The following is a 23,457-nucleotide window of genomic DNA, read 5'->3' on the forward strand; positions in this document are numbered from 1 at the left end:
AGCGAAGCGTAAGGTGCAAACTCGGTTGCAGGAGCGCGAGCTGTCTGGTTGAGCTACTGCCGCGTCGCTTTTTGTCGTACCCGGCTCAGCGTTTCGGCGGTCACCCCTAAGTAGGAGGCAATCATGTGCTGCGGAAAGCGCTGCAAAAAATCAGGGTGCTGCTGCTGCAACTCCGCGTACCGTTCTTCGGCCGTAGAGCCAAAAGAGGCATGTAGCCGGCGCTGGGTGGCGATAAAGTTCCGCTGGTCCAACTCGCGCACCAGCCGCGTCATGGCGGGCACAGTAAGCATAAGTTCTTGAAGCTGCGGGTGGGTAATCAACAGCAAGTGAGAGTCCTCCAGCGCGTCGATGTTGTAGGGCGAGGGCGTAAGCATTACGAAACTCTCCCGGTCGCCAATCCACCAATTCTCGACCGCAAAATGAAGGATATGTTCCACGCCCTTGTTGTTCACGCTGTATTGGCGCAGTGCGCCTTCAAGCACGAACGCGAAATACTTGCACACCTCTCCCTCCTGCAGCAGGTACTGCCGCCTACGCAACCGTTTGGGGGTGAACGCCGCTGCCACCAAGGCAAAATCATTATCCGATAAAGTTGTCGACGTATAGTTTTCGATGTGGGTCCGAAGTGCGAGCATGCAGTAGTAGGCCGAACAAATTCTACGGTTTTTTGACTGGTTTACGAGCAGTCTATCGTCCAGCGCTAGCTGGTTTGAACCTGCTAATATATCCCTGCCGCAATAATAGCAGTGCTATTACCCGTAAAAGCCAGAAGGCACCAACCCGTCCCCGGTAGCTTGTCAGGCAGCCGAACGACTGCCTGACAAGCAAGGCCTCAGCACGCTTCGTACTTCGACCAGCAACGTAGCAGAGCCCCATAGGCTGCGTACATCCCGGCCTACTGCTACTTTTCCTTTAGAACCCGCAACAAAGGCGCAGGCCGGGTACCCAATAGGGTGCCCGGCCTGCGCCTTTGTTGCTGACAAGTAAGAACTTAGATTGCTGCTAGTTTACGGGCTATTTCGGCCGTGTGCCGGCCTTGAAAGCGGGCGCCTTCTAGTTCATTCTCACTGGGTTGCCGCTCCCCCTGGCCCCCGGCTACGGTGCTGGCCCCGTAGGGGGTGCCGCCGGTTACCTCGTGGTGGCCCATCTGACCCTGCCAGGCGTAGGGCAAACCTACGAGTACAAAGCCGTGGTGCAGCAGTTCCGTGTGCAAAGAGCGGATAGTAGTTTCCTGGCCCCCGTGCTGAGTGGCCGTGCTAACAAAAGCTCCGCCCACCTTGCCAATCAGCTTTCCTTGGGCCCAGAGTCCACCGGTCGCATCCAGAAAACTTTGCATCTGCCCGCACACGTTACCGTAGCGGGTTGGCGTGCCGAAGATGATGGCGTCGTAATCCGCTAATTCGCCCGGCGCGGCAACTGGCACATGCTCGAAAACTTTTTGCGCAGCGGTAGCTCCCATCTGGTCGAGTAGGGCGGGCGGTAAGGTCTCGGGCACCCGTTTAATATAAACTTCGTTGCCGGCAACTTCGCGGGCCCCGCTGGCAACGGCCTCGGCCAAGTGATAAACGTGCCCGTAAGTGGAATAGAAGAGGATGAGCGTTTTCAAAGGAAAAGAAGCTTGTAAAGGGTAGAAAGAATTACTCGCGGGCTAGGCTGTCGTAAGGCCAGTAGCAAAGGGGGCTCCTTTCAGTAGACAGCACGGTATCGGAAAGGAGCGTTGGCAACAATAAAGCGTCGGCATGCTGCTCCGTGGCTCTAGAAAGCTGTGAAGCCCCCGTCGATGACGAGTTCGGCCCCCGTGATGTAAGAGGCTTCCGGACTAGCCAGAAATAAGATGCCCTGCGCTACTTCGTTTGGGGAGCCGCCGCGGCCGAGCGGGGTATGGCTAACGGCCATCTGCTTGAAGTCGTCGGCTCCGGCCATGTCGCGCACCATGGGAGTGTCTATAAAGCCGGGGTGCACTGAATTAACGCGAATCCCCTGGGCTGCCAGCTCCACGGCCGCGCCCTTGGAAAGCAGGCGAGAACCACCCTTGGAAGCCGTGTAGGCGTTGGCCCCGGCGTTCCCAGTGATGCCGGCAATCGATGACACATTCACAATGGACGCGCCCAATGGGAGGTAAGGGGCCGCCGTTTTCAAGCCCAGAAACTGCCCCGTCAGGTTGACACTCAGCACCCGAGTAAACTCTTGTTGGGTTCTTTCCGCCAGCGGCAGGGCCAGGTTGCCGGAGATGCCCGCGTTGTTGACCACAATGTCGAGCTGCCCATAGAGCGCCACGGTTTCTTGCAGCGCCCGGTTCCAGTCTGCTTCCTGGGTTATATCGAGCAGGGTATACGCGGCCGTGCCCTGGCTTTGGTTGATGGCCTGCGCCACCTCCTCAATACTAGTTTTCTGGTTGCCGGTAATCATTACTTTGGCGCCTTCCTGAGCAAATAGCGCCGCCGTGGCGGCCCCGATACCCGTGCCGCCGCCCGTAATAAGAGCCACTTTGTCTCGTAATCTGTTCATAGATGCTCTGTAAGAGGTATTACAGAAAAGGGATCCTAAGCTAATTGCAGCAAATTTTTACCGATGAGGGGGCCCCCAACCTGCTGCAAGGCCGCGCCCGTCACCAGGTCGCCCAGGTCGATGCCGGCAAACCCGAGGGTGCCGAGCAAGTGCAAGACTTCCGTTTTGGCAGTTGCGTCGTCACCGGAGATAAACACCACCCGCTTACCATTTCCTTCGGCGGGGTCAGCCGCCAGCGTAGCCGCGAACAGGGTGTTGAAGGCTTTCACCACCCGGGCACCGGGGGCACGTTCGGCCACGAGCTGGGTGGAAGTTTTGCCCCCCAAATCAAGGGGCTGGAAGTCGGGAAAGGAAGCGGCGTTGGTGGTATCCAGAATGATTTGCCCCCGCCAAGACGGAATTCTACGAAGGACGTCCTCCACCTCAGTCCATGGTACCGTGAGTAACACTAAGTCAGCTTGGGCAGCTTGTTCTACGGTACCGGCCGTAACGGTTGAGCCAAACGATTGAGTGAGCTCGGTCAAGGATTCCGGACCGGTTCGGTTGCTTACCACAACCTCAAAGCCAGCTTTAGCGACGTGTTTGATAAACGCTTGGGCGATGCGCCCTGCGCCGATAGTTCCAATTTTCATGACGGGAGAGTGAAGGGTGAAGAGATGATGCGTAAAGAAGTGTTGCCAGGCAACGTTTGGCATGGGATAGCTAACTCGGTGCAACAAGGCGGTACTACTCACTACTCAGAGTAGCGCAGGAGGTAGCTTGCCCCGCAGGGGCATTGCGGGATCAGCTTTAACGGTTGCTGTGTAATTTCCTGCCGGGCTTTTTCCACAATGGCCATCCCCGCGTCCTGTCCTGCCAGCCGCCGCGGCACCTGCCGTTCACTCGAAGCGCTGGTCGCAGGCGTTGTCGAGAAAGAGGAGGGCCCGGTTTGCGTCTTTCATGATTGGATTGCCAGGGGCTGGTAATGAATCTGGCCGTACTTGCCAGCAAAAAAATCCTCGTAGGCCTCGGCGATTTCTGCGTGGCTGTTCATGATGAAGGGGCCCTGCGCCACCATGGGCTCGGTGTAAGGCTCCCCGCCGAAGAGCAGCACATCGGTGGGGGTGATGCTGGTGCTGGTAAACGTAAGCACGGTTTCGTTGGGCGCCACGACCAGCAGTTCACTCTGGCCGTAGGCGCGGCCGTTAACCAGCACGGCATCACCCGGCACGAAGGCGGCGTATTCGAGGCCGGGTTTCATAAGCCAGCGAAAGCTAGCTTTGGGGTTGAGCTGCAGGTGGTAAAGATACTGCTGGCTGAAAGTTTTCACGGGCGAAGCAGTATCGCCGAACGAGCCGATAACAATGCGCAGCCGCCCAGCTTCCGCGGGCAAGTCAACTACGGGAATGTCCTGCGGGTGCAGGGCTAGGTATTCCGGCGCCTCCGCCTTGACACTGCTGGGTAGGTTGATCCAGAACTGCACGGCGTGCAGCACGCCCCCTTCCGCTTGAAAGCGGGGGCTGGGATTTTCGTCGTGCATGACGCCGCGGCCCGCTTTCATCCACTGGGCTCCGCCTGCCTCCACTATCCCGTGCTGGCCGTTGCTGTCGTAATGCTCCAGAGACCCACTGAACAGGTAAGTGAAGGTGGCAATGCCCCGGTGCGGGTGAGCAAACTCGCCCGTAGGCGCTTGGGGGGCTTTCGCCTGATGGCTAGTTGGGTAGAGGTGATCCAGAAATACAAAGTGGCCGACCGATTGCAAGGCTTGGCTTGGCAGGAGGCGGTTAACCAGCAGGTCGCCCACTTTGGCATTCACGCCACTATAACGAGTTACGCTTGCCTTTTCCATTCTCTTTGTTGGTTGTTAGCCTGAACGAAGCCGTTGACCCTGCAAAGATGAGGGGGCACCCTGCCCGTTTTCCTTGATGAATGCCAGGAAATTACCTTGACTTACGTCAATGAAATGACCAGGGTAGGCCATCACGTAGGTGGTTTAGTTTAACCTTGCTGGGTTGGCCGCGGGGCAGACGCTCACTGCTTTGGCATACGGGCTGGAGAACCCGGCAGCAGCAGGGACGCCTACCTTGGCGGCTAGCCAAGAATACTTCGTAGCGTTGATGAGTTAACTTTTCCGGCAGCAGCTGGACAATTGCTCTTTACAAGGATGCAAAGGCTTACCCTAAAGCGAGGCAGTGGTAGGGAACATTAATGCTCGGGCTTCGACAAGCCGACTGCTATCGGTGACAAAAGTAATGTTGCCGTCCGCATGGAAAGAACATGACAAGGAGTACGGCACCCAGTTTGTGGTTTCAAAGACGGTGGTGCTGGCGGATAAGTCATGCAGGTGCGACAAGCGTTTCTAACGCCACGAAACGGGTTGGGTTGCTTCTAGGTGGGGTAGCGCCTCCCGTCCCTCCCCCCACCTAGAGTACCTTTCAACGGAGAATAGCGCGTCCGAAAATCAAAAGAAGAAGCCAACCCGTACCAAGGGTAGTCGGTCCTCGCGGGAGAAGCCATAAATCCCCACTACAATAACTCGTGGGAAGGGCTGCAACCATACGCCGCCGCCGTAGCCGCGGTGCCAGGTGGTGGACTGCTCCCCTTCTTGCCATACCCGGCCCGTGTCATGGAAGCCCAGCACCCCCACATCAGCCGAGAGCAGCACCGTATGGAAGCTGCCGAGGCGGGCGCGCACTTCCGCGTTATGATACAAGGCGCTAGCGCCGGCAAAGCGGGTGCGGCGGAAGCCCCGCAGGTTACTAAGGCCGCCTAGGGTAGCGGCCTGAAAAAACTCGTACTGGCGAAAGTTTATGGTGGCGCCCACTCGTGTTGCTAGGGTCAGGCGGGGCCAGGGCGTCCAGAAACCTGTGGCTTCCGAGTTCAGCCGCGAAACCGGCCGGGCGGCGGAGTTGAGGGCGCCAAGCCCGGTGTATTCGGTGCGCCAGTACACTCCTCTGGTTGGTTGCCAAGCAGCATCGCGGCTATCGTAGCGGTAGCCTAGCTGCACCCCGGCGTAATGCTGGGCATGGTACAGCGGGTTCGAATGGTCTGCCGGAAAGTTCTGATCGAGGTAGCGGCCGGGGGTGCGCTCGACTTCCACTGACTGGTAGAGGGGGCCGGCGTACACTTGCTGGTGCACCCCAATTTGCCGGCGCAGCTGCGCCTGCAACGCAACGTTGCGAAACCGCACTCGGTAGTAGCTGATGTTCTGGGACTGATCCAGGCGGGTATCGTTGCCAAGGCCAAAGAAGTTGCGCACATAGTTGGGCGCCTGCACCTCGGCCTTGAGTTGCACGTCCTGACGACCTAGCAAGTGGCGAAAGTCGCCTTGGTAGGAAAAGCTGAAGGCCCCGGTTTGCAGGGCCACGTTGCCTTGCAGACGGTGCACGCTGGCCCAGGGCTCTTTGCGAAAACCCGGTCGCCGCACTTCCAGGCCCAGCCCGAGAAAGACGCCGTCATCGAGGTTATAGCCCCAGGGCAACAAGGGTGCGAGGTAGGGGTAGCGGTACGCCCGCCGGTTGTACTGGTTGACAGTTGAATCGGTGGCCGTGCGGTTTTGGGCTTCCGGTCCGAGCTGCAAGTCGTTGTTGGTACGCGTATCATATACCACTGTTTTGCGCGCCAGCCCCCGGACCCGGGAGCTGTCGGTGATGAGGTCGTGGCCCGGGCCCCCGATCAGGCGGACGCGGATGCCCCGGGACACCTGACCCCGCACTTGCACTACATCGTCGCCGGCTCCGGCATACAGGCGGATTTCCCGGGTCTCGGCTGCTAGAAACACCCGGTCGTAGAGGGGCGGGGCCATCGGCTCGGTTAACGCATAAGAGCGCACACGCGTGCGTTCTTCATCCAGCCGCTCGACCTGGAACCGCTCGGCTTGATCGGAACCCGTGACGTCCACTTCCTGGGCCAGGAAGGAGTAGTACTGCTCAGCGTAGCTGGGCAGGGCGTTGCGGTGCGTTTTGAGCTGGGTTGCAATCCTGGGGCCCGACCAGCGGTACACGGAATCCGGCAAGCAATGCAGGGCCTGGCTTATAACGGAATCGGAGAGGCGGGTTTGCAGCTCCCGGGCCAGGGCCACCCACTCGGTGCGGGATAGCTCATTGAGAAAGCTGCGGTCGAAGTAGCGCCCGTTGAACATAAAGGTATTGACGTTGCGCAAGGTCCCGTCGAAGCCCTGGATTTTGGGCAGAATCCACTCCCGGCTGGCGATATTGGGGATCAAGCCCTGGTTAACAAAGTACACCTGGTCCCGGTCGCGGGGCAAGGCCCGCAGCAGCAGCCCGCCTTGGGGCTGGGGGTAGGCCAGCCAACGCCACTGGTCGTCGTGCCGGTCCCAGTCTCCGAGTACCAGGTCGAGCAGACGCGCCCGCAGCAGTTCACGCTGATCGACCCGGTTGTGCGGATCTTGACGGAGCAGCGCTAGCACGTGCTCAGTGCTGTAGCTTTTCACCCGCGTGGAGTTACCAAACTGAGCGGGCGCCCCGGGGTCACGCTCCTCTAGCAAGGCCAAGGTGTTAGCAAAGTCGGTTCGAAACTCGCCTAGGCGGGCATCGTCGGGCACGTACACCAGCACCGGATTGGTGTGCCCTACGCCCGCCGCTTGAGCGAGCAGCGGCACGGTCAACGCCCCGTAGGGGTGCGAGGCCGATATCTGGTCCTGCACTACTTTGGCGGCCAAGGTATGGCGGAGCTCCTGCTGGATAACCTGCTCGGTGCTTTTCTCCACCGAGCGCAGCACGTATTCCTGCCCATTAGCAGCCCGCAACCGCAAGGATTTGGTTTGCTGCCCACCCCCCCGGCGGAGCGGGGTTAGGCCTCCCTGGGAGGTAGCCAAATTCAGCAGAGGCACATGCACGGGCTGTTGCCATTCCTGGCGATAGTTGGCACCCAGCAGCAGGGTCTTGAAGCCGGTGGCTTGATACTGCGAGCTGGCGCGCACCACCACACTATCCTGGACTTGAAAAGGCGCCGAAGGCGTCGGCCCTTGGCCCCACGCAACGCCGGGGCACGCGAGGCCGCACCAGGCAAAAAAAACGAACAGACGAGTGGCCATCAGCAGGCGAGACGTAGAGGTAGGCAATAGCTTAATTTTTAGAAATTAACGGCCGCGCTGGCAACTTCACAAAAGCATGCATTTGCGGGGTAATCAGCACACGGCCATGGTTAGGGATCCGCATCAGCAGGGTAGGATGGGAAGCAACGGAAGCAACTTGTACTACGCTGCCGCGAAAGCGCTGCGTGGGCAGCTCCGCCACGTAAACCGCCAGGGTATCGTGGTCATTCAGGGCCTGAGCTTGGGCAAGGGACAGGGGCACTGCTAGGTGCACCGCCGACCAATCCTGCAGCATTGCCACGGATTGTCTCTGGTGCACCGGGCGGCCCACCTCTACGCGGCGGGCCGTGATGATGCCGGCCGCCGGGCTAAAGATAAATCCGCGGGTTAACTGCCGCGCAGCTAACTGTGAGTCAGCGTCGAGCTTCACCAGGATTTGGCCAGCTTGCACCGCCTGCCCATCCTGAAAATACACTTGCTTGACATAACCTGAAAGAGGGGATACCACGGGCCAGCTTCGTTGCGGTTGGGGAGTGCCAGCGGCCACATACCCCGTAGGACAAGACCGCTGGGCAAGTTGATTTGCTGTCTCAGTCGGGGAAAGCGACGGGGAGCTGGGAGGCAGCTTGTGGCGCGCGATGCGCTTCTCCTGGCAGCAACAAGCCACTACGCCAAGCCAACCGAGTGCAACGAGCTTAAGAAAAAGCGAGTGAAGCAGGTGATATCGCATACAATTCGTCTGGCCAATGCAGGACGCCCATCCACTGCCTATTTAACGCGGGGTTGGCAGATGCCGCGGGGACGGCGCTAAGTACCAGCGTAACTTATTAGCCTTTCTATTAGCCTGATGCGGACCGGACAGTAACCATAAAGCCACTAAGGCCTTGCCACTGCTAGGGTGAGCCTCTAGCCCAAATTTCAAGTAAAACTGCCTGGTAAAGATGTCGGTAAACCCGCAGCCAAGCGTTGACATAAGTCAAGAAATTATCTCTAGTTACGCCCCGGTTTAGCACTTAAACATTCTTTCTCCTCCCGGCTGCTATTTATCTACAAGGTCAAGTGAGCGTCAATAAACAGGTTGCCTTAGCAGCGGCCAGTACCCCTGGACCAGTAGCTTGGTTAAGTGATTACCTCCTTAGGCAGCCATGTGTAAACTTGCCTTGTTACCTATAGGATGCAGAATTGGATGGCGGCGTTGGGTCCGTAATCACCACTTCAACATTAGGTCCGATACCTGTTCCGGTGGATTCTACAAGCCGAGGAACTTGGCGGCATTGCAGCGCTTGACGTCATCGAGGGCCTTGTTAAAAAACGGCCAAAAAGAAGAAGCGCTCCGAACCTATCAACAATCTGTCGATCTCAATCCGGCGAATCAGAATGGGAAAAAAGTGCTAGAGCGAATGGAAAACTAGTTGGGGCTAGGCAGCTGGGGGATAAGGAAGAAGTTGCATCTTTCCCAATTGAATGATCTAGCCGACCGCAAGCTAGGAGTTCAGTTTGTGGCTTACCAAAGTGCTCACCAGTCTTCCCCTTACGAACGGCACCTTCGGCGTACAGACGCACTTGCCGGCCTTCTGCCTTATTGGAAGGAAGAAGCGCTTACCATTGGCGACCAGCCCCTAGCACAGAAGTAATCGGCTCCCAGCTTAGCGGTAATCTTACAAATTCTATCTTATATCATTTACTTGAACGCCCGTGACTGTTGCAGAACTGCAGCAATGGATCAAATTGCTCGCAGCAGCGAATAAAGCAGGTTAACAAGTCTGTTTAGCGCTACAATTTTTGGTGAAACAGTGTTCGGCAGATAGGGTTCTGCAACAACCACGGGGGCTCTAGAAAAGATACAGCGAGCAACCCAAGGGTTATTAACCGAATCGGCTGCCCGTCCCGCTTTCTAGTAAAAACGCGGGCATCTAATCTGGCGGCGGCAACCCGCTGGGCTATCTGATGCGCTTGCCAGGCGAGAAGGTAATGCTCGACAAGGAGATGATTCCTATCAACTAAACCCTCTTGGCTGCTGCAGAGCATTGAGCACAAGACCTACCTACTGCGAAAGTGGATTGATAAGGAAGTGGAAGCGGGAAAAAAGCGCTTTTCCTGTCTCTTATTCGCTGCTTTGCCGCCTCCAGAGACGGAATGAAACTTCTGCGACTGCCCCTGCCAGTAAAAAGACGGGCAAAACAAAAATCTAAAGTGGTAGGTGAGCCCACCTTGGAGGGCAGGGCAGCAGAAAAGGTAAGAGTTGGGAGAGCGAGGGCGTGATTTTTCACGCTCGCAGGTGCGCCAGAATAACATCAAATACATCGGGGGCTATCAACGTATCGCCGGGAAGCAACTGCTTGCTGCGGCTCATCAGCAGCGGTCCTTCGGCAGGCGTATCGGGCGGGCGGCCGTGCGATCCTTTTACCAACGTGGCATCGAGGGGAATGATATCCATCAGCATGCGAAAGCCTAGCTTTTTGCGCAGCACTTTGAGCCCCACTTTCGGCAGCAGGAACTTGATGTTGGGGTCGGTAAACATCTCGACCGGGTCGTAGCCGGGTTTACGATGAATGTCCACGATGCGGGCAAAATCCGGCGCTTTGGCGTCGTCCAGCCAGTAATAATACGTAAACCAAGCCCCTTTTTCGGCTATAGCGACTAGTTCCCCGGCCCGGGAATGGTCTAGGTGATAAGTTGCTTTTTCTTCGGGACCAATAACCTTTTCCACGCCGGGCACCTTTTCTAGCAACTGCCGGACCGCGGCGAGCTTAGATAAATCGTTGACGTAGATATGGGCTAACTGGTGGTCAGCCAGGGCAAACGCCTGGCAGGTGCCGGCGTCCAAAAGTTCCAAGCCTCGCTCTTCGCGAATCGACAAGTACCCGTTTTCGCGCAGCACGCGGTTCAGGTGTACCGGCCGCGAAGCCGCGGCAATGCCGTACTCGGACAAAAATATTACCTGGGCGCCTCTGCCCTCAAAGTAAGTGGCTAGCTTCTCGCATTCCTGATCGATTTCGCGCAGGTCCCTCGCAACGCGGGCGTCGGCAGGGCCGTAGCGCTGGGCATTATAGTCGAGGTGGGGCAGATACACCAGCGTCAGGGTCGGGTCGTAGAGTTTGTCGGTCTCGATGGCGGCCTCGGCAATCCAGCGGCTGGAGTTGATGGTGGTGCGCGGCCCCCAGAACTCGAATAGCGGGAACGTACCTAGTTTGGCTTCCAATTGCGTACGTAGCTCCATTGGATACGTGTAGCAATCGGGCATTTTGCGCCCATCGGACAAGTACTGCGGTCGGGGGGTAACCGTGTAGTCGGCTGAACTATACATGGCATACCACCAGCAGATATTGGCGCAGGTAAACGTCGGGTCTTCGGCCTTGGCTACTTCCCAAATCTTGGTGGCTTCTACTAGCTTGTTGGATTGGCGCCAGAGCTTGGGCTCACACTCGTCGCGGAAATACCACCCGTTGGCTACAATGCCGTGCTCGGAAGGCCATTTGCCCGTGAGGTAGGTGGCTTGTACCGAGCAGGTTACCGCTGGCAGCACGTGTCCAACCGGTACTATCTTGGCAGCTTCGGACCACTTTTTTAGGAACGGAGTGTTTTCTCCTATGCTCGCGGGCGTTAAGCCCACAACATCAATCACGACTGTTTTACGCATATAACCTTGAAAATCTACTAGGGAATGCCCCAGCGCCACCGGCTTCGGGTCTAACCCCGGGACGGAAGAGCGGCCAAATTTGGGGGATTGGAAGCCGGGGGCTCGGGAGTGGAAAGAGCAGGAAAGTTTTGCTTTACCCACGTCAGCTCCCGGGCAATAGAAGTTACCAGGTCCTGCTTGATGGCAACCGGCAGCACGTCCCAGGTGTACGTTTCCACTTCCAAGTAACTAGTGAGGGGGTGAGCGGCGAGCAGCCGCAGCACTTTTTGGATTTCCAGCTGGGTGGATTGCAGCAAGTGGTAACGCTCTAAAAACACCGGCACGTGAAAGTGGGAGCGCCACTCTCGGGCCGTGCTGGTTAGCAAGTGGGGCAGGGCGGCCGGCAAGTCGGGGTACTGGGTGATGCTCTCATCCTGGTTGCGGATCAGCACCTGGTGCAAGTAGGTGGACTCGGTGAAGGCCTCGAACTCACTTAGCACCACCTGCCGCTCTGGCAGAGCCGCGGGCAAATCAACTTTAAGAGCCGCGCTGATTTGCACCCGGCCCACCTTGATACCCCGGGCAGCCAGCTCCGCAAAAACGGCCGCCGGCTCCTCGTAAGCCAAGGCGAAGTGACACACGTCGTAGCACAGCTGCACGCAGTCGAGCACGGCTTGGGTGGCTTCTTGCGAGCTCAGCCCCAAGCGGGATTGCAGACGAGAGGAAACCTGGGGCAGCAGGTAGAGTTCGTAGAAGTTGATGAACTCCTGGGAGTTTTCCAGCACGCCATCTGGCTCCGGCTCGATATCGAGGTGGATAAGTTGCCCAGTTTGCTGCCGCAGGCGCACTAGGTCCTCTACCAGTTCCGCCAGATGCTGCGTGCTGTCCTGCAATACAGTTTCGGTTTGCGCAGCGTCTTCAGCGTGCCAAAGTTTGTAGGAAAGCGGAGACGTGGAAATACCGCCATCCAGCCCCGGAGGGAGCAAAGCCGCTAGCAGCCGGGCTAGGCGCCTAGTGTAGGCCAAGCGCGCGGGAGTGGTCCAGTCGGGGCGGTGCACGTCGTCTTTCACCTTTTCCCCGTGGAAGCTGCCGAAGGGAAAACCGTTGATAATGGGCACGTACAGGTCGTGCTTCGCTAACCAAGCCTTGAACTCGGTTAAATTCTCGCCTTGCTCTAGCTCCCGGCTGGCCACATCGGACAAGCGCAAACCCACGGCAAAAGGCGCAGTCGGCGATACCCGGGCCCTGACGGGCAGCAGGTACGTTTTCAAGCTCTCGAAAACCGCCGCCCAGGTTTCGCCCGGGTGGATGTTGGTGCAGTAAGTGAGGTGGTAGCCCGGCCTAATATTCATGGCGTGAGGGTGGCAATAAGCGGAAAAGAGTTATTTAAAGCTGGCCAGTTCCACTAAACTAGGGTACTGCTGCAGCTCTTGCACGGCGGCCACTACAAGCTGGTCGTTTATCTCGTGCACTTCCACGCCGCGGCCGATTTGCGTCAGCAACGTAATAGTTAACCTGCCGCCAAGGTGCTCACGGAACTCCTGCAAGCCGTGCAGCAAACTATTTGGGTGGGTGGCGTCGGTGAGGTGGAAGGCCAGTTCGGGAACGTACAAAGCAAAGCCCAGCGTGCGAATCACCTCGATAATCCGCACCAGTTCCGTCGCGCTTAGCCATCCCAGTAGGTGCGAGTACACCGAGTCCAGCGCAATACCGATGGCGACGGCCTCGCCGTGCCGGATGCGGTAGTTGCTAAGCTGTTCCAGCTTGTGAGCCGACCAGTGGCCAAAGTCCAGGGGCCGAGAAGAGCCCTGCTCGAACGGGTCGCCGCCGGCAATGTGCTGCAGGTGCATCTCGGCGCAGCGATGAATCAAGTACTGCATGGCCGGCATGTCGCGGGCGGCCAGCTTGGTGGCGTTTTCTTCGAGGAAGTGAAAAAACGTGGCATCTTTGATGAGCGCCACTTTTAGGGCTTCGGAAATGCCACTGCGCCAGTCGCGGTCCTCTAGGGTAGGCAGAAAATTGAAATCGTTGAAGACGGCGTAGGGCGGAGCGAAATTGCCGAGGAAATTTTTCTTGCCGAAAGCGTTGACGCTGTTTTTCACGCCGATGCCGGAGTCATTCTGCGACAACACCGTGGTGGGAATGCGCAAGTGCCGAATCCCGCGGTGGGCCACCGACGCCACGTAGCCCGCCATATCCAGCACGGCCCCGCCGCCGAGCGCGACAAAGTAGGAATGTCGGTCGAGGTGGTGAGTGTTGACGGCCGTGAGCAACTGCTGAAGCAGCGCGGGGTCGTTCTTGCACTGCTCGCCGCCGGCTATCACCATGATGGGCCCACTGAGCTGCAGCACGGCAGCATGCACTTGGGCGTAGTGAGTAATGGCCGCCACCAGCTGCGGGTGCTGATCGGCTACACCGCTGTCAACAACGAAAAAGATCTTGCGTGCCCCCTCGCCCCCGTCCTGCGCTAGCACGTTGCGCAGCAAGTGGTTGGCTGGGTCGAACAGGTTTTCTGTAAAATGAACGGGGTAGGAAAACGCAACCTGAAACTGCTGCTGCAACGAAGAAATAGGCATAAAACTATATTTATCACGCGCAAGAGGGACCGGATGGGGCTGTTTCAATTCCCGAAAAACCATGCAATCAACAGGGTAGGGGACAGCCCTTAAAATTGCTGCTGTCAAGTGACGGCGAACAGGTTGGCCAGCAGCCGAGACACTGGAAACAAGGCCAGCACTAGCAGCCCATACCACCAACCGGCAAAGCCCGCGGCCACAGTAGCATCGAGCAAAATCAGGGCCATGACGCCCGCTTTGACGGCCAGCCGAATATCAAGCGGCTTAAGCGAGGAAATAGCTTTCAGCAGAGGCGGAAAAATCAGGTAGCTGAACAAAGCCAGAAACGGCACTGAATACCACCCGTGCATTTGGGGCAGGCCCAGCAGCACCAGAATGCCGCCAATCACCAGCCCATATAAGCCCAGCGACCCGAGCAAAATTCTTTTATCGCCGCCGTGCACTTCCCCCCGGCTGATACTGGTGATGGCCGCAATGTAAACCACCGGTAGCAACGCCAGATACCAGTACGCGCCAACCGCGGCGGGTACGGCGCTTAAGCCCAGCAGCAAATTGCCACCCCGGCAGGCGCCCATATTCAACGGGCCCAGCACCGGGTGGTGCTTGGCTACGGCATTGTAGAGCAAGGCCAGCCCCGCCACTACGCCCGCTACCAGGCCGCTGGTGTTGTTCACTTGAAATGCGGCGGCTACGCCGCCCAACAGCAGCGTGGCCCCGAGTAGGGTCGCGCTCAGACGGCTGGCAGCCCCGCTCGGAATCGGGCGCTCGGGCCGCTCCAGCCGGTCGAGGTCGGCGTCGAAGACGTCGTTGAACACCACGCCGCCGCCGTATAAGCCGATAGTTGCCGCCACCAGCCAGTACAGGGCTTGCAGTTGCGGGTGCGTGGCTACTACTGGACGGCTCTGCAACAGCAATTGTACCGAGCCCGAGGCGGCAAAGCCAAGCAGAATATCGGCAATGGCCGTGATGATGTTGGCGGGCCGCATCAGCACTAAGTGGGCAAAAAACCGATTCATACGCACTAGAAACTAACGAATAATGCTGCTGTCGGTCTCCACTTTCGGGGTTTGCCCGCCGCGCAGGATGGAGTTGCCGGAAAATTTCTGGCTTTGGTCGATGGCGCTGGCCGTCAGCCAGTCGCTTTCCGGCATTTGGCCGCTTTGCCCGAAGGCTACCAGCGCATTCTGATACGCCACGAGCTGCACCGCCTCCGCCGAAATGCCGCGCTCGAGCATGAGCTGAGCCGTTTTGGGCACGGCCAGCGGGTCGCTGATGCCCCAATCGGCGGCGCTGTTGATAATAATGCGCTCGGGGCCGTACTGCTTGACGATTTCCGTCATGCGCTCGTTGCCCATCTTAGTGTGCGGGTAAATAGTGAAAGCGGCCCAAAAACCCCGGTCGAGCACATCCTGCACGGTTTCCTCGTTGTTGTGGTCGACGATAACCATGCTTGGCTCCAGGCCGTGTTCCAGGGCCACTTCCATGCTGCGCAGGGTGCCCTTTTTCTTATCGCGGTGGGGGGTATGAATCTGCACCGGCAAATTCGCTTCCTTGGCTAACTCCAGCTGCAGGCGATAGTACTTGTCTTCGGCGGCAGTTTGGTCGTCGTAGCCGATTTCGCCGACCCCGACCACGCCCTCTTTGTAAACAAACAACGGCAGCAGCTCCATCACTTCTTCGGCTAGCGCTTCGTTGTTGGCTTCTTTGGAATTCAAGCCAATAGTGCAGTAGTGCTTGATGCCGAACTGGCTGGCGCGAAAACGCTCGAAGCCAATCAAATGACTGTAGTAATCCTGAAAAGTACCGACTTGCGTCCGGGGCTGGCCCATCCAGAACGCCGGTTCGATAACGGCCACTACGCCCGCGTTGCGCATGGCTTCGTAGTCATCGGTGGTGCGCGAAGTCATGTGTACATGCGGATCAATAAAGAGCATAGGAAGAGGTATTAGGAGGTGCGAAAAGAAGGGGTAAGCCGGGATAAGCTGTTTAGCTAGCGTAGGCGCTTTCGCCGATGCTTTGCCAGGAAACGACTTCCGGCTCATTGATTTGCCGGGCGACCGGGTGCTGATTAAGCAGCTCGGTTGCCCAAGAAGTGTTGCTCTCCGTCAAAGCCAGTGCGGCCGCTTGGGCTTCCAGCAAGTTGTCGCTGCGCAGCAGCCGCTGCATGTCGGCTCGATGATCGTCGGTTAGATACGGCCCGACTAGTCGCCACACTTCGGGCGTGAGGGTGCGTCCAGCCGCCCAGCGTTCGTGGGCGTAGTCGAAAAGTATGCGGGCGAGGGGCGCGTTACGGCGCTCCTCCAAGCCGTAAATCTGGTGCAAGGGCCGCGCGTTGAACACAGCTTTCAAAACCAGCTGGTTCCAAGCTTCCTCGGACAAGTAATCGTGCGGATACGGGTTGCGCAGCGCAATGGCATCAAACACGGCGGTCATGGTTGTGCGCACTCCTTCCGCTGCTCGCTTGACGTGAATTTGCGGGTGCGGTAACAGCGGCAGGGCGGCGTAGAGCGCTACCAATTCGCCTAGATCGGCCGTGCTAAAGAGTCGGTCTAGCCGAGCCGTCAAGTCGTGGGGGCTGGCAGGCAAAGCTTGCAGCAGCAGCGCCGTGCGGGCCAGCTGGTCGGCCGTCCAATTTTGCGGGTTGAATCCGGTTCGTAAGCGGTTGGCCTCGGCTACTTGCTTGGTTGTTACCCGCAGGGGGAGCTTGCCGACAAAGCGGGGAGCACCAGTGAAAGCGAGGTAAAAAACTTGGTCAGAGGGTTCGGCAGTTAGTTGCTTCCGAATCCAGGCCTGGCCGCCTTCCGACAGCTGCGGCAGTAGCAACTCGAGTAGGAATGGTTGATAAGCTTCTACCGGCATGAAAGACAGGGTATGGAAACAAAAGAATACGAGGGTAAGCTGAGCCGCTGGCTACCGGCACTGCTTGCGCTTTACTACCACACAAAATTCACGTAAAATGAGTTATATGGCAACCTTATTTGTAACTATATAATATTTTTTTGGATCAAAAGCCTTTAACGCAGCTTTAAGCGGGTTGTTACCATCCATCGGGCAGTGAGTATAGTACAGAAAGTTTTTTACTGCTGCCGAGTAGTTCGGTTCGCTGACAATCGTCAGCAAACCGAAGATTTGGCCATTGAGCAGGTTACCTCTTAGCGCCACACCCGGGAAAATCAGCTTCTTGTTATCAATATTGCAACTTGGGCTACTTTAAGCTGCCCGATATCATCCGCCAGCGCTCGCACTGCTCGTTTCCTGAGTTTATGCAGGAGCGCCTGTTTGCCCCCTATGGGTTACGCCATACCCGCACATCCACTGCCGGGATCGTGCCGAACCGCGCCGCTGGGTACGTGCGCAAGGAAACCCAGGGGTTATCCAACGCCAAAAAGTACTTGGCTCTGCGCCCGAGCGGCGCTTTTCCTACTGGTGTGGAGGATTTGGTGCGCTGGGAACTGCTCATCCAACACCAGCAAGTACTCTCGGCAAGCTACTGGGCGAAAATGTGGCAGGATACCGTCCCGACCGCTGTTGCCGGCCAAGGCCCGGTGAAATACTACGGCTCTGGCTGGGACGTCAGCGAGTATAAGCAACGGCGCGTGGTGCACCACGAGGGCACTATCCCCGGCTTTACGAGCAGCTACTTTCGCTTTATGGATAGCCACACGGCCATCATCGTCTTAACCAATGCCGATAACGCCTACCCGAAAACCGTAGCCTTGCGCATCGCCGATATTTTGTTGGAGCAGAAAACCGGCAGCCTCCCGTAGGATCTAGAGCAGGCAGTAGGGGATTCTTTCCGATTGCCAACTTCGCGAGGACGGCGAAAGGACCCACCGACAAGCGCTGAAAAGGGAAGAGGTGAAAAGAAAGCAGCAAAACTTGACAACTGCTAAACAAAGCAAGTTACTTGAACTGACCACCTCCGACTAGTTGCTTAACGTAATCGTTGTGGCTATTGCAAAAGCGATACCCACTCCGGTTGGCCTCAGAAATAGTCATTAGTTGGTTGTTCAGCTGCCAGAAAGGGGCTGATTTAGTCAAGGCTCTGCCTGTCAAACTTTTGCAACAGCCACGGTAGTATGGTAAATATGGTTTCAAGAGGTGAAAATGGAGAAAGACACCCCTTGCCTCGTCTAAAGTCCTATTTACCTATCCTGCTTGAGATAGAACTTGCTGCCCAAGAAACCGCGCCTTGACCACTTGCGCCCGGTCCTTGCGTACCTGCTGACGCAATGCTGCCGCCCGGCCCAATGACCGACCACGGTGTAGCAAGGAACCAGCGCCAGCAATAGCTTTTCGCGTACGCTGTTCAGGGCGACAATAGCCGGTTTAACTTTTGCACCACTGTTTTGCAAAAACTAGCACTGTTCATTCGGGGACAGCATGTCCGGTAATGGACATATTTCACTGAACTATATTCACCCACTTTGGCGCCTAAATATTATAAATCAGTTACTTATAGATATGGTACGGGGTTTGGGTTTCATGGCAAGAACGCCCCTATTTGCTGCTCGAAAATGGACAGAGCCGTTTCCACCACCCTTACCAAGCAGCGCCAACGGCGGTGCTGGCTGCTGGCCGCCACCGCCGTTGGCGCTTGACTTTGGGCGGGGGGTGGGCGTTTCGGGCGGTGCTGCGGCCGCGAAGGCGACGCGCCAATTTGCGGCTGACCCGTGTTGGAACCGGTAATAAGAAGGTGGCCCTGGCCGCTGCCGGCACCGTGAGTGCGGACCAGCAAGAAGTTATCGTCTCTGCGATTCAGAGTACCATCCGACGGGCGTCTATAGGCCTGAACGCGACCGTGCAGCCGGGCCAGACACTGGTCGACCTCGACAAAGAGCAGGCCGCGCCGGAACTAGCCCGCTTTCCGGACGAGCAGTTGCGCAACCAGAACAAGAAAGTGCAGCTTAGAATGAGCCTAAAGCGCAGCCTCAATGATGTACAGAGTCCGGCGCAGGCCCAACAGGTACAAGTGAATAGTCGCGAGTCGGCGAGATGCAACGAGTGCCCCCTGCTACAAGTTGACGGCACCCCCAAGGCCATGCGCCAGGCGGGGCGGAGGCTCCCCGTGGCCTGCCTCGACACCAAGCGCCAGCAACTGCGCGCAGCATCGCGCCAACGCGGTCGACTGCCGTGAGCTGGGCTACACCGTCGCTATGCAGCACAGCAGTCACGAGCTGGCCACTCGGCTGCAGCATGCCGTGTTTGTTTTGGCCAAACGACTTCAAGGCTAAGCCGCTATCCCACCACCGCACGAATTCACCGTTTCCCATGCTTCTCTCTTATCTGAAAATCGCCTGGAAAATCTTGCTGCGGCGCAAGTTCTTCACCCTCATTAGCCTATTTGGTAGTAGCATTACGCTCATGGTGCTGCTGGTAATTGTGGCCATGAGCGACCACATTCAGGGTGCCCACGCGCCCGAGTCGCGCATCAAGCGCATGGCGTTTATCACGTTTTTGAGCCAAGATTTGAAGGATGGAGGGCAAATGAATACCCCGCCCAGCCCTTACTTTCTGGAGAAGTATGTGCGCCCGATGAAGACGCCCGAGAAAATAGCGTTTTACTCGCTATTCGATACCACGCCCAGCTACATCGGGAACAAGAAGCTGGAGCTGGATCTGAAATTCACCGACCACGTCTTCTGGGACGTATTCGACTTCCACTTTCTCGACGGCAAGCCCTACAACGCTACCGACCTGCGCGATGCGAATCGCGTCGTGGTTATTTCGGAAACCACGGCGCGCGAATACTTCGGCACGGCCCAGGGGGTGGTGGGCCGCCACATTGAAGTAGACCAGCGCAGGTTCCGGGTGATGGGCGTGGTGAGCGACGTGCCCATTCTGCGCCTCAATTCCTACGCCGAAGTGTGGGCTCCCATGACCACGACCAAGGCCGACATTGGCGACCCTGCGCTGGAGGGCGAATACTTCGCGGCCCTGCTGGCCCCGGAAGGCACCGACTTGGCAACGCTCGACGCGGAGTATCAGCAGGTGCTCAAGCGCGTGGTCAATCCTAATCCCGACGTAAAGACGCTGACCACCCACGCCGACGGTCTGCTGGCCACGTTTACCCGCCAACTCTTGGGGCAGGGCGAGTCGGAATCATCCAAAATCACCGTTTTCTACTTTATCGTCTGTGGTCTGGCGGTGCTATTCATGGCGTTGCCGGCGCTGAACCTAGTGAACATCAACCTGAGTCGTATCCTGGACCGCAGTTCGGAAATAGGCGTGCGCAAAGCATTTGGCGCGACCAGCAATACGCTGGTGGGGCAATTTTTGATTGAGAATATCTTCCTCACGCTTCTCGGCGGACTGCTCGGGCTGCTGTTGGCGTACGTCGTCTTGCAGTTTATCAACGACTCCCACTTTATTCCTTACGCCCACTTCACCCTGAATCTGCGGGTGTTTGCCTGGGCCCTGCTGGCGGCGGTGTTTTTTGGGGTGCTGTCGGGGGTGTATCCGGCCTTTAAAATGTCCCGGGTGCAGCCCGTTCAAGTCCTGAAAGGCGGGACCAACTAATCGTCTTTTCCTAGCCTCTGCCTCCCATGCTACATCATCTGTTTACCCTGATTTGGAACCGTAAGCGGTCCAACCTGCTGCTGATTGTAGAAATCATGCTTTCCTTTTTCGTGCTCTTTGCGGTGAACAGTCTGCTCCTCTACAACCTGTACTACTACCGCCAGCCCCTCGGCTTCAATTACCAGAACGTGTGGAAAATCCACCTTAGCCCCGGTGCTGATACGACCAACTTCCCCCTAAAGCTACAGCATACGATGCAGCGCTTGAAAGCCACCAAAGGCGTGGTTGCCCTAAGCAAAACGAGTAGTAACACCCCCTTCTCCTTTAGCGGGATGAGCGGCCGCCTGCGCTACCAAGGCAAGCCCAGCCTGTTCACCAAAAACTACGACGCCGATGATGCGTTTCAGGAGGTGCTTAAGCTACATATGATAGAAGGTCGCTGGTTTGACAAGCGCGATATGGCCAGCACCCGCCAGCCCATTATTATCAACCAAGCCTTCCAAAACGCCCTGTTTCCGGGAGAGAAGGCGGTGGGCAAAATTTTGACCGACGCGAAAGGCGAAAATGAATCCCAGGTGATCGGCGTGGTAGACTACTACCGTAGAACCAATGATTTTGCCGAAGATGAGCCCGCCAACTTTCGGCGCAGGGCGCTGGACTACGACGTTTCCCCTGTAAAAAATTCTTATGAGCGACCCACCTTTCTGGTGCGCGTGCAGCCGGGCAGCGGGGCCCGGCTGGAGCAGCAATTGATTAAGGAAATAGCTAGCGTGGCCAAGGGCTGGACGGTGACGGTAAACTCGTTGGCCCAGGACCGCGTGTCGCAGCTGAAAGTCGTGCTCACGCCATTCATCGTATTGGGCTTGGTGTGCGGATTTCTGATTCTGAATGTGGGGCTGGGTCTGTTGGGGGTCTTATGGCTGAACATCAGTAGGCGCCGGTCCGAAATCGGAATACGCCGGGCGATGGGAGCCACGGCCAGCGCTATTAGCAGCCAAATTGTGGGCGAGATTGTGGTCGTTACTACGCTTGGCCTGCTGGTGGGGCTGCTGGTGGCGGTGCAGTTTCCGTTGCTGGGCGCGCTGGGCGTGCCGGCCAGCGTGTATCTGACGGCCATCGGGTTTGCGACCGCCCTTATTTACGGGCTTGCGGTGCTCTGCGCGCTCTACCCGAGCCGACTGGCGGCCGGCATTCACCCAGCGGTGGTCCTACGGGAAGAGTAAGGCACCACTGGCCGGCCCGGCGGCTTTTTCGCGTGCTTCCCTCTTTTTACCACCGCCTTTGTGCGCTGAAGGGCCAGTTGACGGGTCGGTGCAGATCCTGCCCTGGGCATCTCGCTCTCCGACCAAGTCTGGTTGCACCGCACGCCTCCGGCCACCCTCCAGTAGCGTTTCCCCGTCAAAGATGGCGTGGCGGGCGGGCCCAGCGAGTCATAGGCCCGCGTATCCCGGGGATGGTCGGCCGGGTTCGGCAATCCGTACGCTACACCTCCACCAAGTGCCCTTGCGGCGAGGAGGTGTAGCAAACTCTGGTGCGCTGCTCCGAACGCCGGTGCCGCGCCCAGTCGCTGAGGCCACTCAGGTCCGTCCCCCGCTGCCGCGCCCCATTGCAGGTCTCGCTTGACCGGATGCTTGAAGCATACCTTACCCTCTCTTCCCGGATGAGCTGCCGCTAGCGCTTGGCCCGGCATCTGCCCGGCACTGGCCACCAAGTCTATTGGGGCAGGTGTCCGCCTCGGTACTACGAGCGCGTATTATAAGTGATGCTGCGGGCGGTACCATTGGATCGCCTGCGCTTGGATCGAGACGATAAAGGGCTCTTTTCCAGTTCTGGTAGGCTTGCCGCGTCAGCGGTAGCGTGGCCAGCGCGGTCGGTTTCACGGCGGAATACCGGGCAGCGGTAGCGGGATGCGCCAGTAGGAAGTCCCGGAACGCTAGATGGCGCTCGAGAGTTGACCCCGTGCGGAAGACATGGCCGTGATGGCTGCGTACTCCCCGTTGGTTTTTCTTTTGAAAGTAGCGCCGTCCCACGATCCCACCCTCTCCTTTAGCCAAGTAACCCAGCGACTGCAGGCGGTGCACCCCCGCGTCTACGGCCGCCAGCGAAACAACCACGCACAGAATGTCGATGATGGGTTTGGCCAGAATCCCGGGAATGGCCGTGCTTCCCACGTGATGGATGGCCAAGACGGTGTCGCCTAGCGCGTGGTGCAGGGCCAAGGCCTCCTGGGCATAGGCCTGGCTCCAGCGAGGATCATAAGGAACTAGCTCAACGCCCATGCTACTTGTCACAAAGGGTTAGCGACGGCTATCTGGTACACTAGGAGCAGGTTGCCTCAATGCCTTGCCCATCCAGCTAATCAAGCATTTTGGGGACAATACAGCTATGGTGCCGGCCAAGCAAAGGCTCCAATAAAAGGACGTTTTGCCTAAACCTCATTTGCTGGCCAGCCCTCCCGATAATTATTCTATTTCTTTCCTCCTATCACTTTGGTTTGCAGCGCGGCAAAGAAGGCCGTTCGATACGTATCCCCTAGCGGTACTGACGCTTTGCGATCCTTCATTAAAATGTGGTTGCCTTCTACCGCCCGGATTTTAGGCAGCGCGATGATATAGGATTTATGGACCCGTAGGAAGTGGGACATGGGCAGGCGTTCCTGCAATTCTTTCAGGGAAAGCAACGTGATAATCCGCTCGTCTTTCGTGTAGATCGATACGTAGTTCTTCAATCCTTCCACGTACTCAATATCCGCGAGGTTGACTCGGATCAGCTTCCCCTTGTTTTCCGTCTGGACAAAGAGGTAGTCTTCGCCTTCGGGGGAGGAAGGTGCGCGGGCGGCTTGACTACTACCAATCGGTAGCGCCTTCTGGGTGGCTTTCAGAAAGCGCTCGAAGGCAATCGGCTTGAGCAGATAATCGAGTACGGCCAACTCGAAGCCTTCCAAGGCAAACTCCCGGGAGGCCGTAGTCAGAATTACTTTCGTGTGCGCGGGCAACAGGCGCAGCAGGTCTAGCCCCGACAGGTGCGGCATGTGGATATCCATGAACAGCAACTCAACGGGCTGTTGCTGCAGCAGGCCTAGGGCTTCGACAGGGTTGGTGCTGCTGCCGGCCAAAGTCAGGAACGGCGTGCGAACGATATAGGCGCCAAGCAAGCTGACGGCACTCGGTTCGTCATCCACGATGAAACAGGAAATCATA

General features: G+C 57.7%; 18 protein-coding genes and 1 pseudogene. 4 read left to right on the forward strand and 15 right to left on the reverse strand.

Annotation, left to right across the window (positions count from 1 at the left end; genetic code table 11):
* Positions 1 to 53: 53 nt before the first annotated feature.
* The 13 genes from P1X16_RS30970 to P1X16_RS31030 form a co-directional block, all read right to left on the reverse strand.
* Positions 54 to 635, reverse strand: coding sequence for a Crp/Fnr family transcriptional regulator (locus P1X16_RS30970; RefSeq protein WP_277236650.1), 582 nt, complete (start codon positions 633 to 635; stop codon positions 54 to 56).
* Between the two features lie 356 nt (positions 636 to 991).
* Entirely contained in the window at positions 992 to 1,606 is a 615-nt protein-coding gene (gene wrbA / locus P1X16_RS30975; RefSeq protein ID WP_277236651.1) for an NAD(P)H:quinone oxidoreductase, read from the reverse strand.
* A gap of 149 nt (positions 1,607 to 1,755) precedes the next feature.
* On the reverse strand, positions 1,756 to 2,508 hold the full coding sequence (locus P1X16_RS30980) for an SDR family oxidoreductase (protein WP_277236652.1): 753 nt from the start codon (positions 2,506 to 2,508) through the stop codon (positions 1,756 to 1,758).
* Between the two features lie 35 nt (positions 2,509 to 2,543).
* Positions 2,544 to 3,140 carry an NADPH-dependent F420 reductase gene (locus P1X16_RS30985; RefSeq protein ID WP_277236653.1) on the reverse strand — a complete coding sequence of 199 codons (597 nt, stop codon included), beginning with the start codon at positions 3,138 to 3,140 and terminating at the stop codon, positions 2,544 to 2,546.
* Between the two features lie 305 nt (positions 3,141 to 3,445).
* Positions 3,446 to 4,336, reverse strand: a complete 891-nt coding sequence (locus tag P1X16_RS30990) for a pirin family protein (RefSeq protein WP_277236654.1) — start codon at positions 4,334 to 4,336, stop codon at positions 3,446 to 3,448.
* Between the two features lie 612 nt (positions 4,337 to 4,948).
* Entirely contained in the window at positions 4,949 to 7,543 is a 2,595-nt protein-coding gene (locus P1X16_RS30995; RefSeq protein ID WP_277236655.1) for a BamA/TamA family outer membrane protein, read from the reverse strand.
* A gap of 31 nt (positions 7,544 to 7,574) precedes the next feature.
* A complete protein-coding gene (locus P1X16_RS31000) occupies positions 7,575 to 8,051 on the reverse strand; it encodes an HlyD family efflux transporter periplasmic adaptor subunit (RefSeq protein ID WP_277236656.1) in 477 nt (158 codons plus the stop codon).
* A 1,758-nt stretch (positions 8,052 to 9,809) separates the two neighbouring features.
* Positions 9,810 to 11,183 (reverse strand): nucleotide pyrophosphatase/phosphodiesterase family protein, encoded by a 1,374-nt coding sequence (locus tag P1X16_RS31005; RefSeq protein ID WP_277236657.1) that lies wholly within the window; start codon positions 11,181 to 11,183, stop codon positions 9,810 to 9,812.
* Positions 11,184 to 11,233: 50 nt separating this feature from the next.
* Positions 11,234 to 12,514 (reverse strand): metabolite traffic protein EboE, encoded by a 1,281-nt coding sequence (gene eboE, locus P1X16_RS31010; RefSeq protein WP_277236658.1) that lies wholly within the window; start codon positions 12,512 to 12,514, stop codon positions 11,234 to 11,236.
* A gap of 30 nt (positions 12,515 to 12,544) precedes the next feature.
* Positions 12,545 to 13,732 carry a 3-dehydroquinate synthase gene (locus tag P1X16_RS31015; protein WP_277236701.1) on the reverse strand — a complete coding sequence of 396 codons (1,188 nt, stop codon included), beginning with the start codon at positions 13,730 to 13,732 and terminating at the stop codon, positions 12,545 to 12,547.
* 110 nt (positions 13,733 to 13,842) lie between these two features.
* Positions 13,843 to 14,754, reverse strand: a complete 912-nt coding sequence (gene eboC / locus P1X16_RS31020) for a UbiA-like protein EboC (RefSeq protein WP_277236659.1) — start codon at positions 14,752 to 14,754, stop codon at positions 13,843 to 13,845.
* A gap of 12 nt (positions 14,755 to 14,766) precedes the next feature.
* On the reverse strand, positions 14,767 to 15,672 hold the full coding sequence (locus P1X16_RS31025) for a TatD family hydrolase (RefSeq protein ID WP_277236660.1): 906 nt from the start codon (positions 15,670 to 15,672) through the stop codon (positions 14,767 to 14,769).
* Between the two features lie 52 nt (positions 15,673 to 15,724).
* Positions 15,725 to 16,597, reverse strand: a complete 873-nt coding sequence (locus tag P1X16_RS31030) for an EboA domain-containing protein (RefSeq protein ID WP_277236661.1) — start codon at positions 16,595 to 16,597, stop codon at positions 15,725 to 15,727.
* A 329-nt stretch (positions 16,598 to 16,926) separates the two neighbouring features.
* Here P1X16_RS31030 and P1X16_RS31035 point away from each other — a divergent pair.
* The 4 genes and pseudogenes from P1X16_RS31035 to P1X16_RS31050 form a co-directional block, all read left to right on the forward strand.
* Positions 16,927 to 17,505: pseudogene (locus P1X16_RS31035) on the forward strand (serine hydrolase domain-containing protein); the annotation flags it as partial.
* 737 nt (positions 17,506 to 18,242) lie between these two features.
* The gene (locus tag P1X16_RS31040; RefSeq protein WP_277236662.1) at positions 18,243 to 18,875 is read left to right on the forward strand and encodes a hypothetical protein; all 633 of its coding nucleotides are present in this window, start codon (positions 18,243 to 18,245) and stop codon (positions 18,873 to 18,875) included.
* A gap of 134 nt (positions 18,876 to 19,009) precedes the next feature.
* Positions 19,010 to 20,257: an ABC transporter permease gene (locus P1X16_RS31045; RefSeq protein WP_277236663.1), complete on the forward strand. Its 1,248-nt coding sequence runs from the start codon at positions 19,010 to 19,012 to the stop codon at positions 20,255 to 20,257.
* A gap of 26 nt (positions 20,258 to 20,283) precedes the next feature.
* Positions 20,284 to 21,480, forward strand: coding sequence for an FtsX-like permease family protein (locus P1X16_RS31050; RefSeq protein ID WP_277236664.1), 1,197 nt, complete (start codon positions 20,284 to 20,286; stop codon positions 21,478 to 21,480).
* 420 nt (positions 21,481 to 21,900) lie between these two features.
* Here the strand turns inward: P1X16_RS31050 and P1X16_RS31055 are convergent, their stop codons facing one another.
* Both P1X16_RS31055 and P1X16_RS31060 read right to left on the reverse strand, forming a co-directional pair.
* Positions 21,901 to 22,536 carry a GrpB family protein gene (locus tag P1X16_RS31055; RefSeq protein WP_277236665.1) on the reverse strand — a complete coding sequence of 212 codons (636 nt, stop codon included), beginning with the start codon at positions 22,534 to 22,536 and terminating at the stop codon, positions 21,901 to 21,903.
* A gap of 188 nt (positions 22,537 to 22,724) precedes the next feature.
* Positions 22,725 to 23,456: a LytTR family DNA-binding domain-containing protein gene (locus tag P1X16_RS31060; RefSeq protein ID WP_277236666.1), complete on the reverse strand. Its 732-nt coding sequence runs from the start codon at positions 23,454 to 23,456 to the stop codon at positions 22,725 to 22,727.
* Position 23,457: the final 1 nt, after the last annotated feature.

The organism is Hymenobacter sp. YC55 (assembly GCF_029433095.1).
GTDB lineage: Bacteria > Bacteroidota > Bacteroidia > Cytophagales > Hymenobacteraceae > Hymenobacter.

Bases quoted from the DNA above. Each gene is read 5' to 3' on its own strand.
- P1X16_RS30970 (WP_277236650.1), bottom strand. From the start codon at position 635: ATGCTCGCACTTCGGACCCACATCGAAAACTATACGTCGACAACTTTA.
- P1X16_RS30980 (WP_277236652.1), bottom strand. From the start codon at position 2,508: ATGAACAGATTACGAGACAAAGTGGCTCTTATTACGGGCGGCGGCACG.
- P1X16_RS30985 (WP_277236653.1), bottom strand. From the start codon at position 3,140: ATGAAAATTGGAACTATCGGCGCAGGGCGCATCGCCCAAGCGTTTATC.
- P1X16_RS30990 (WP_277236654.1), bottom strand. From the start codon at position 4,336: ATGGAAAAGGCAAGCGTAACTCGTTATAGTGGCGTGAATGCCAAAGTG.
- P1X16_RS30995 (WP_277236655.1), bottom strand. From the start codon at position 7,543: ATGGCCACTCGTCTGTTCGTTTTTTTTGCCTGGTGCGGCCTCGCGTGC.
- P1X16_RS31005 (WP_277236657.1), bottom strand. From the start codon at position 11,183: ATGCGTAAAACAGTCGTGATTGATGTTGTGGGCTTAACGCCCGCGAGC.
- eboE (WP_277236658.1), bottom strand. From the start codon at position 12,514: ATGAATATTAGGCCGGGCTACCACCTCACTTACTGCACCAACATCCAC.
- eboC (WP_277236659.1), bottom strand. From the start codon at position 14,754: ATGAATCGGTTTTTTGCCCACTTAGTGCTGATGCGGCCCGCCAACATC.
- P1X16_RS31025 (WP_277236660.1), bottom strand. From the start codon at position 15,672: ATGCTCTTTATTGATCCGCATGTACACATGACTTCGCGCACCACCGAT.
- P1X16_RS31030 (WP_277236661.1), bottom strand. From the start codon at position 16,597: ATGCCGGTAGAAGCTTATCAACCATTCCTACTCGAGTTGCTACTGCCG.
- P1X16_RS31045 (WP_277236663.1), top strand. From the start codon at position 19,010: ATGCTTCTCTCTTATCTGAAAATCGCCTGGAAAATCTTGCTGCGGCGC.
- P1X16_RS31050 (WP_277236664.1), top strand. From the start codon at position 20,284: ATGCTACATCATCTGTTTACCCTGATTTGGAACCGTAAGCGGTCCAAC.
- P1X16_RS31055 (WP_277236665.1), bottom strand. From the start codon at position 22,536: ATGGGCGTTGAGCTAGTTCCTTATGATCCTCGCTGGAGCCAGGCCTAT.
- P1X16_RS31060 (WP_277236666.1), bottom strand. From the start codon at position 23,456: ATGATTTCCTGTTTCATCGTGGATGACGAACCGAGTGCCGTCAGCTTG.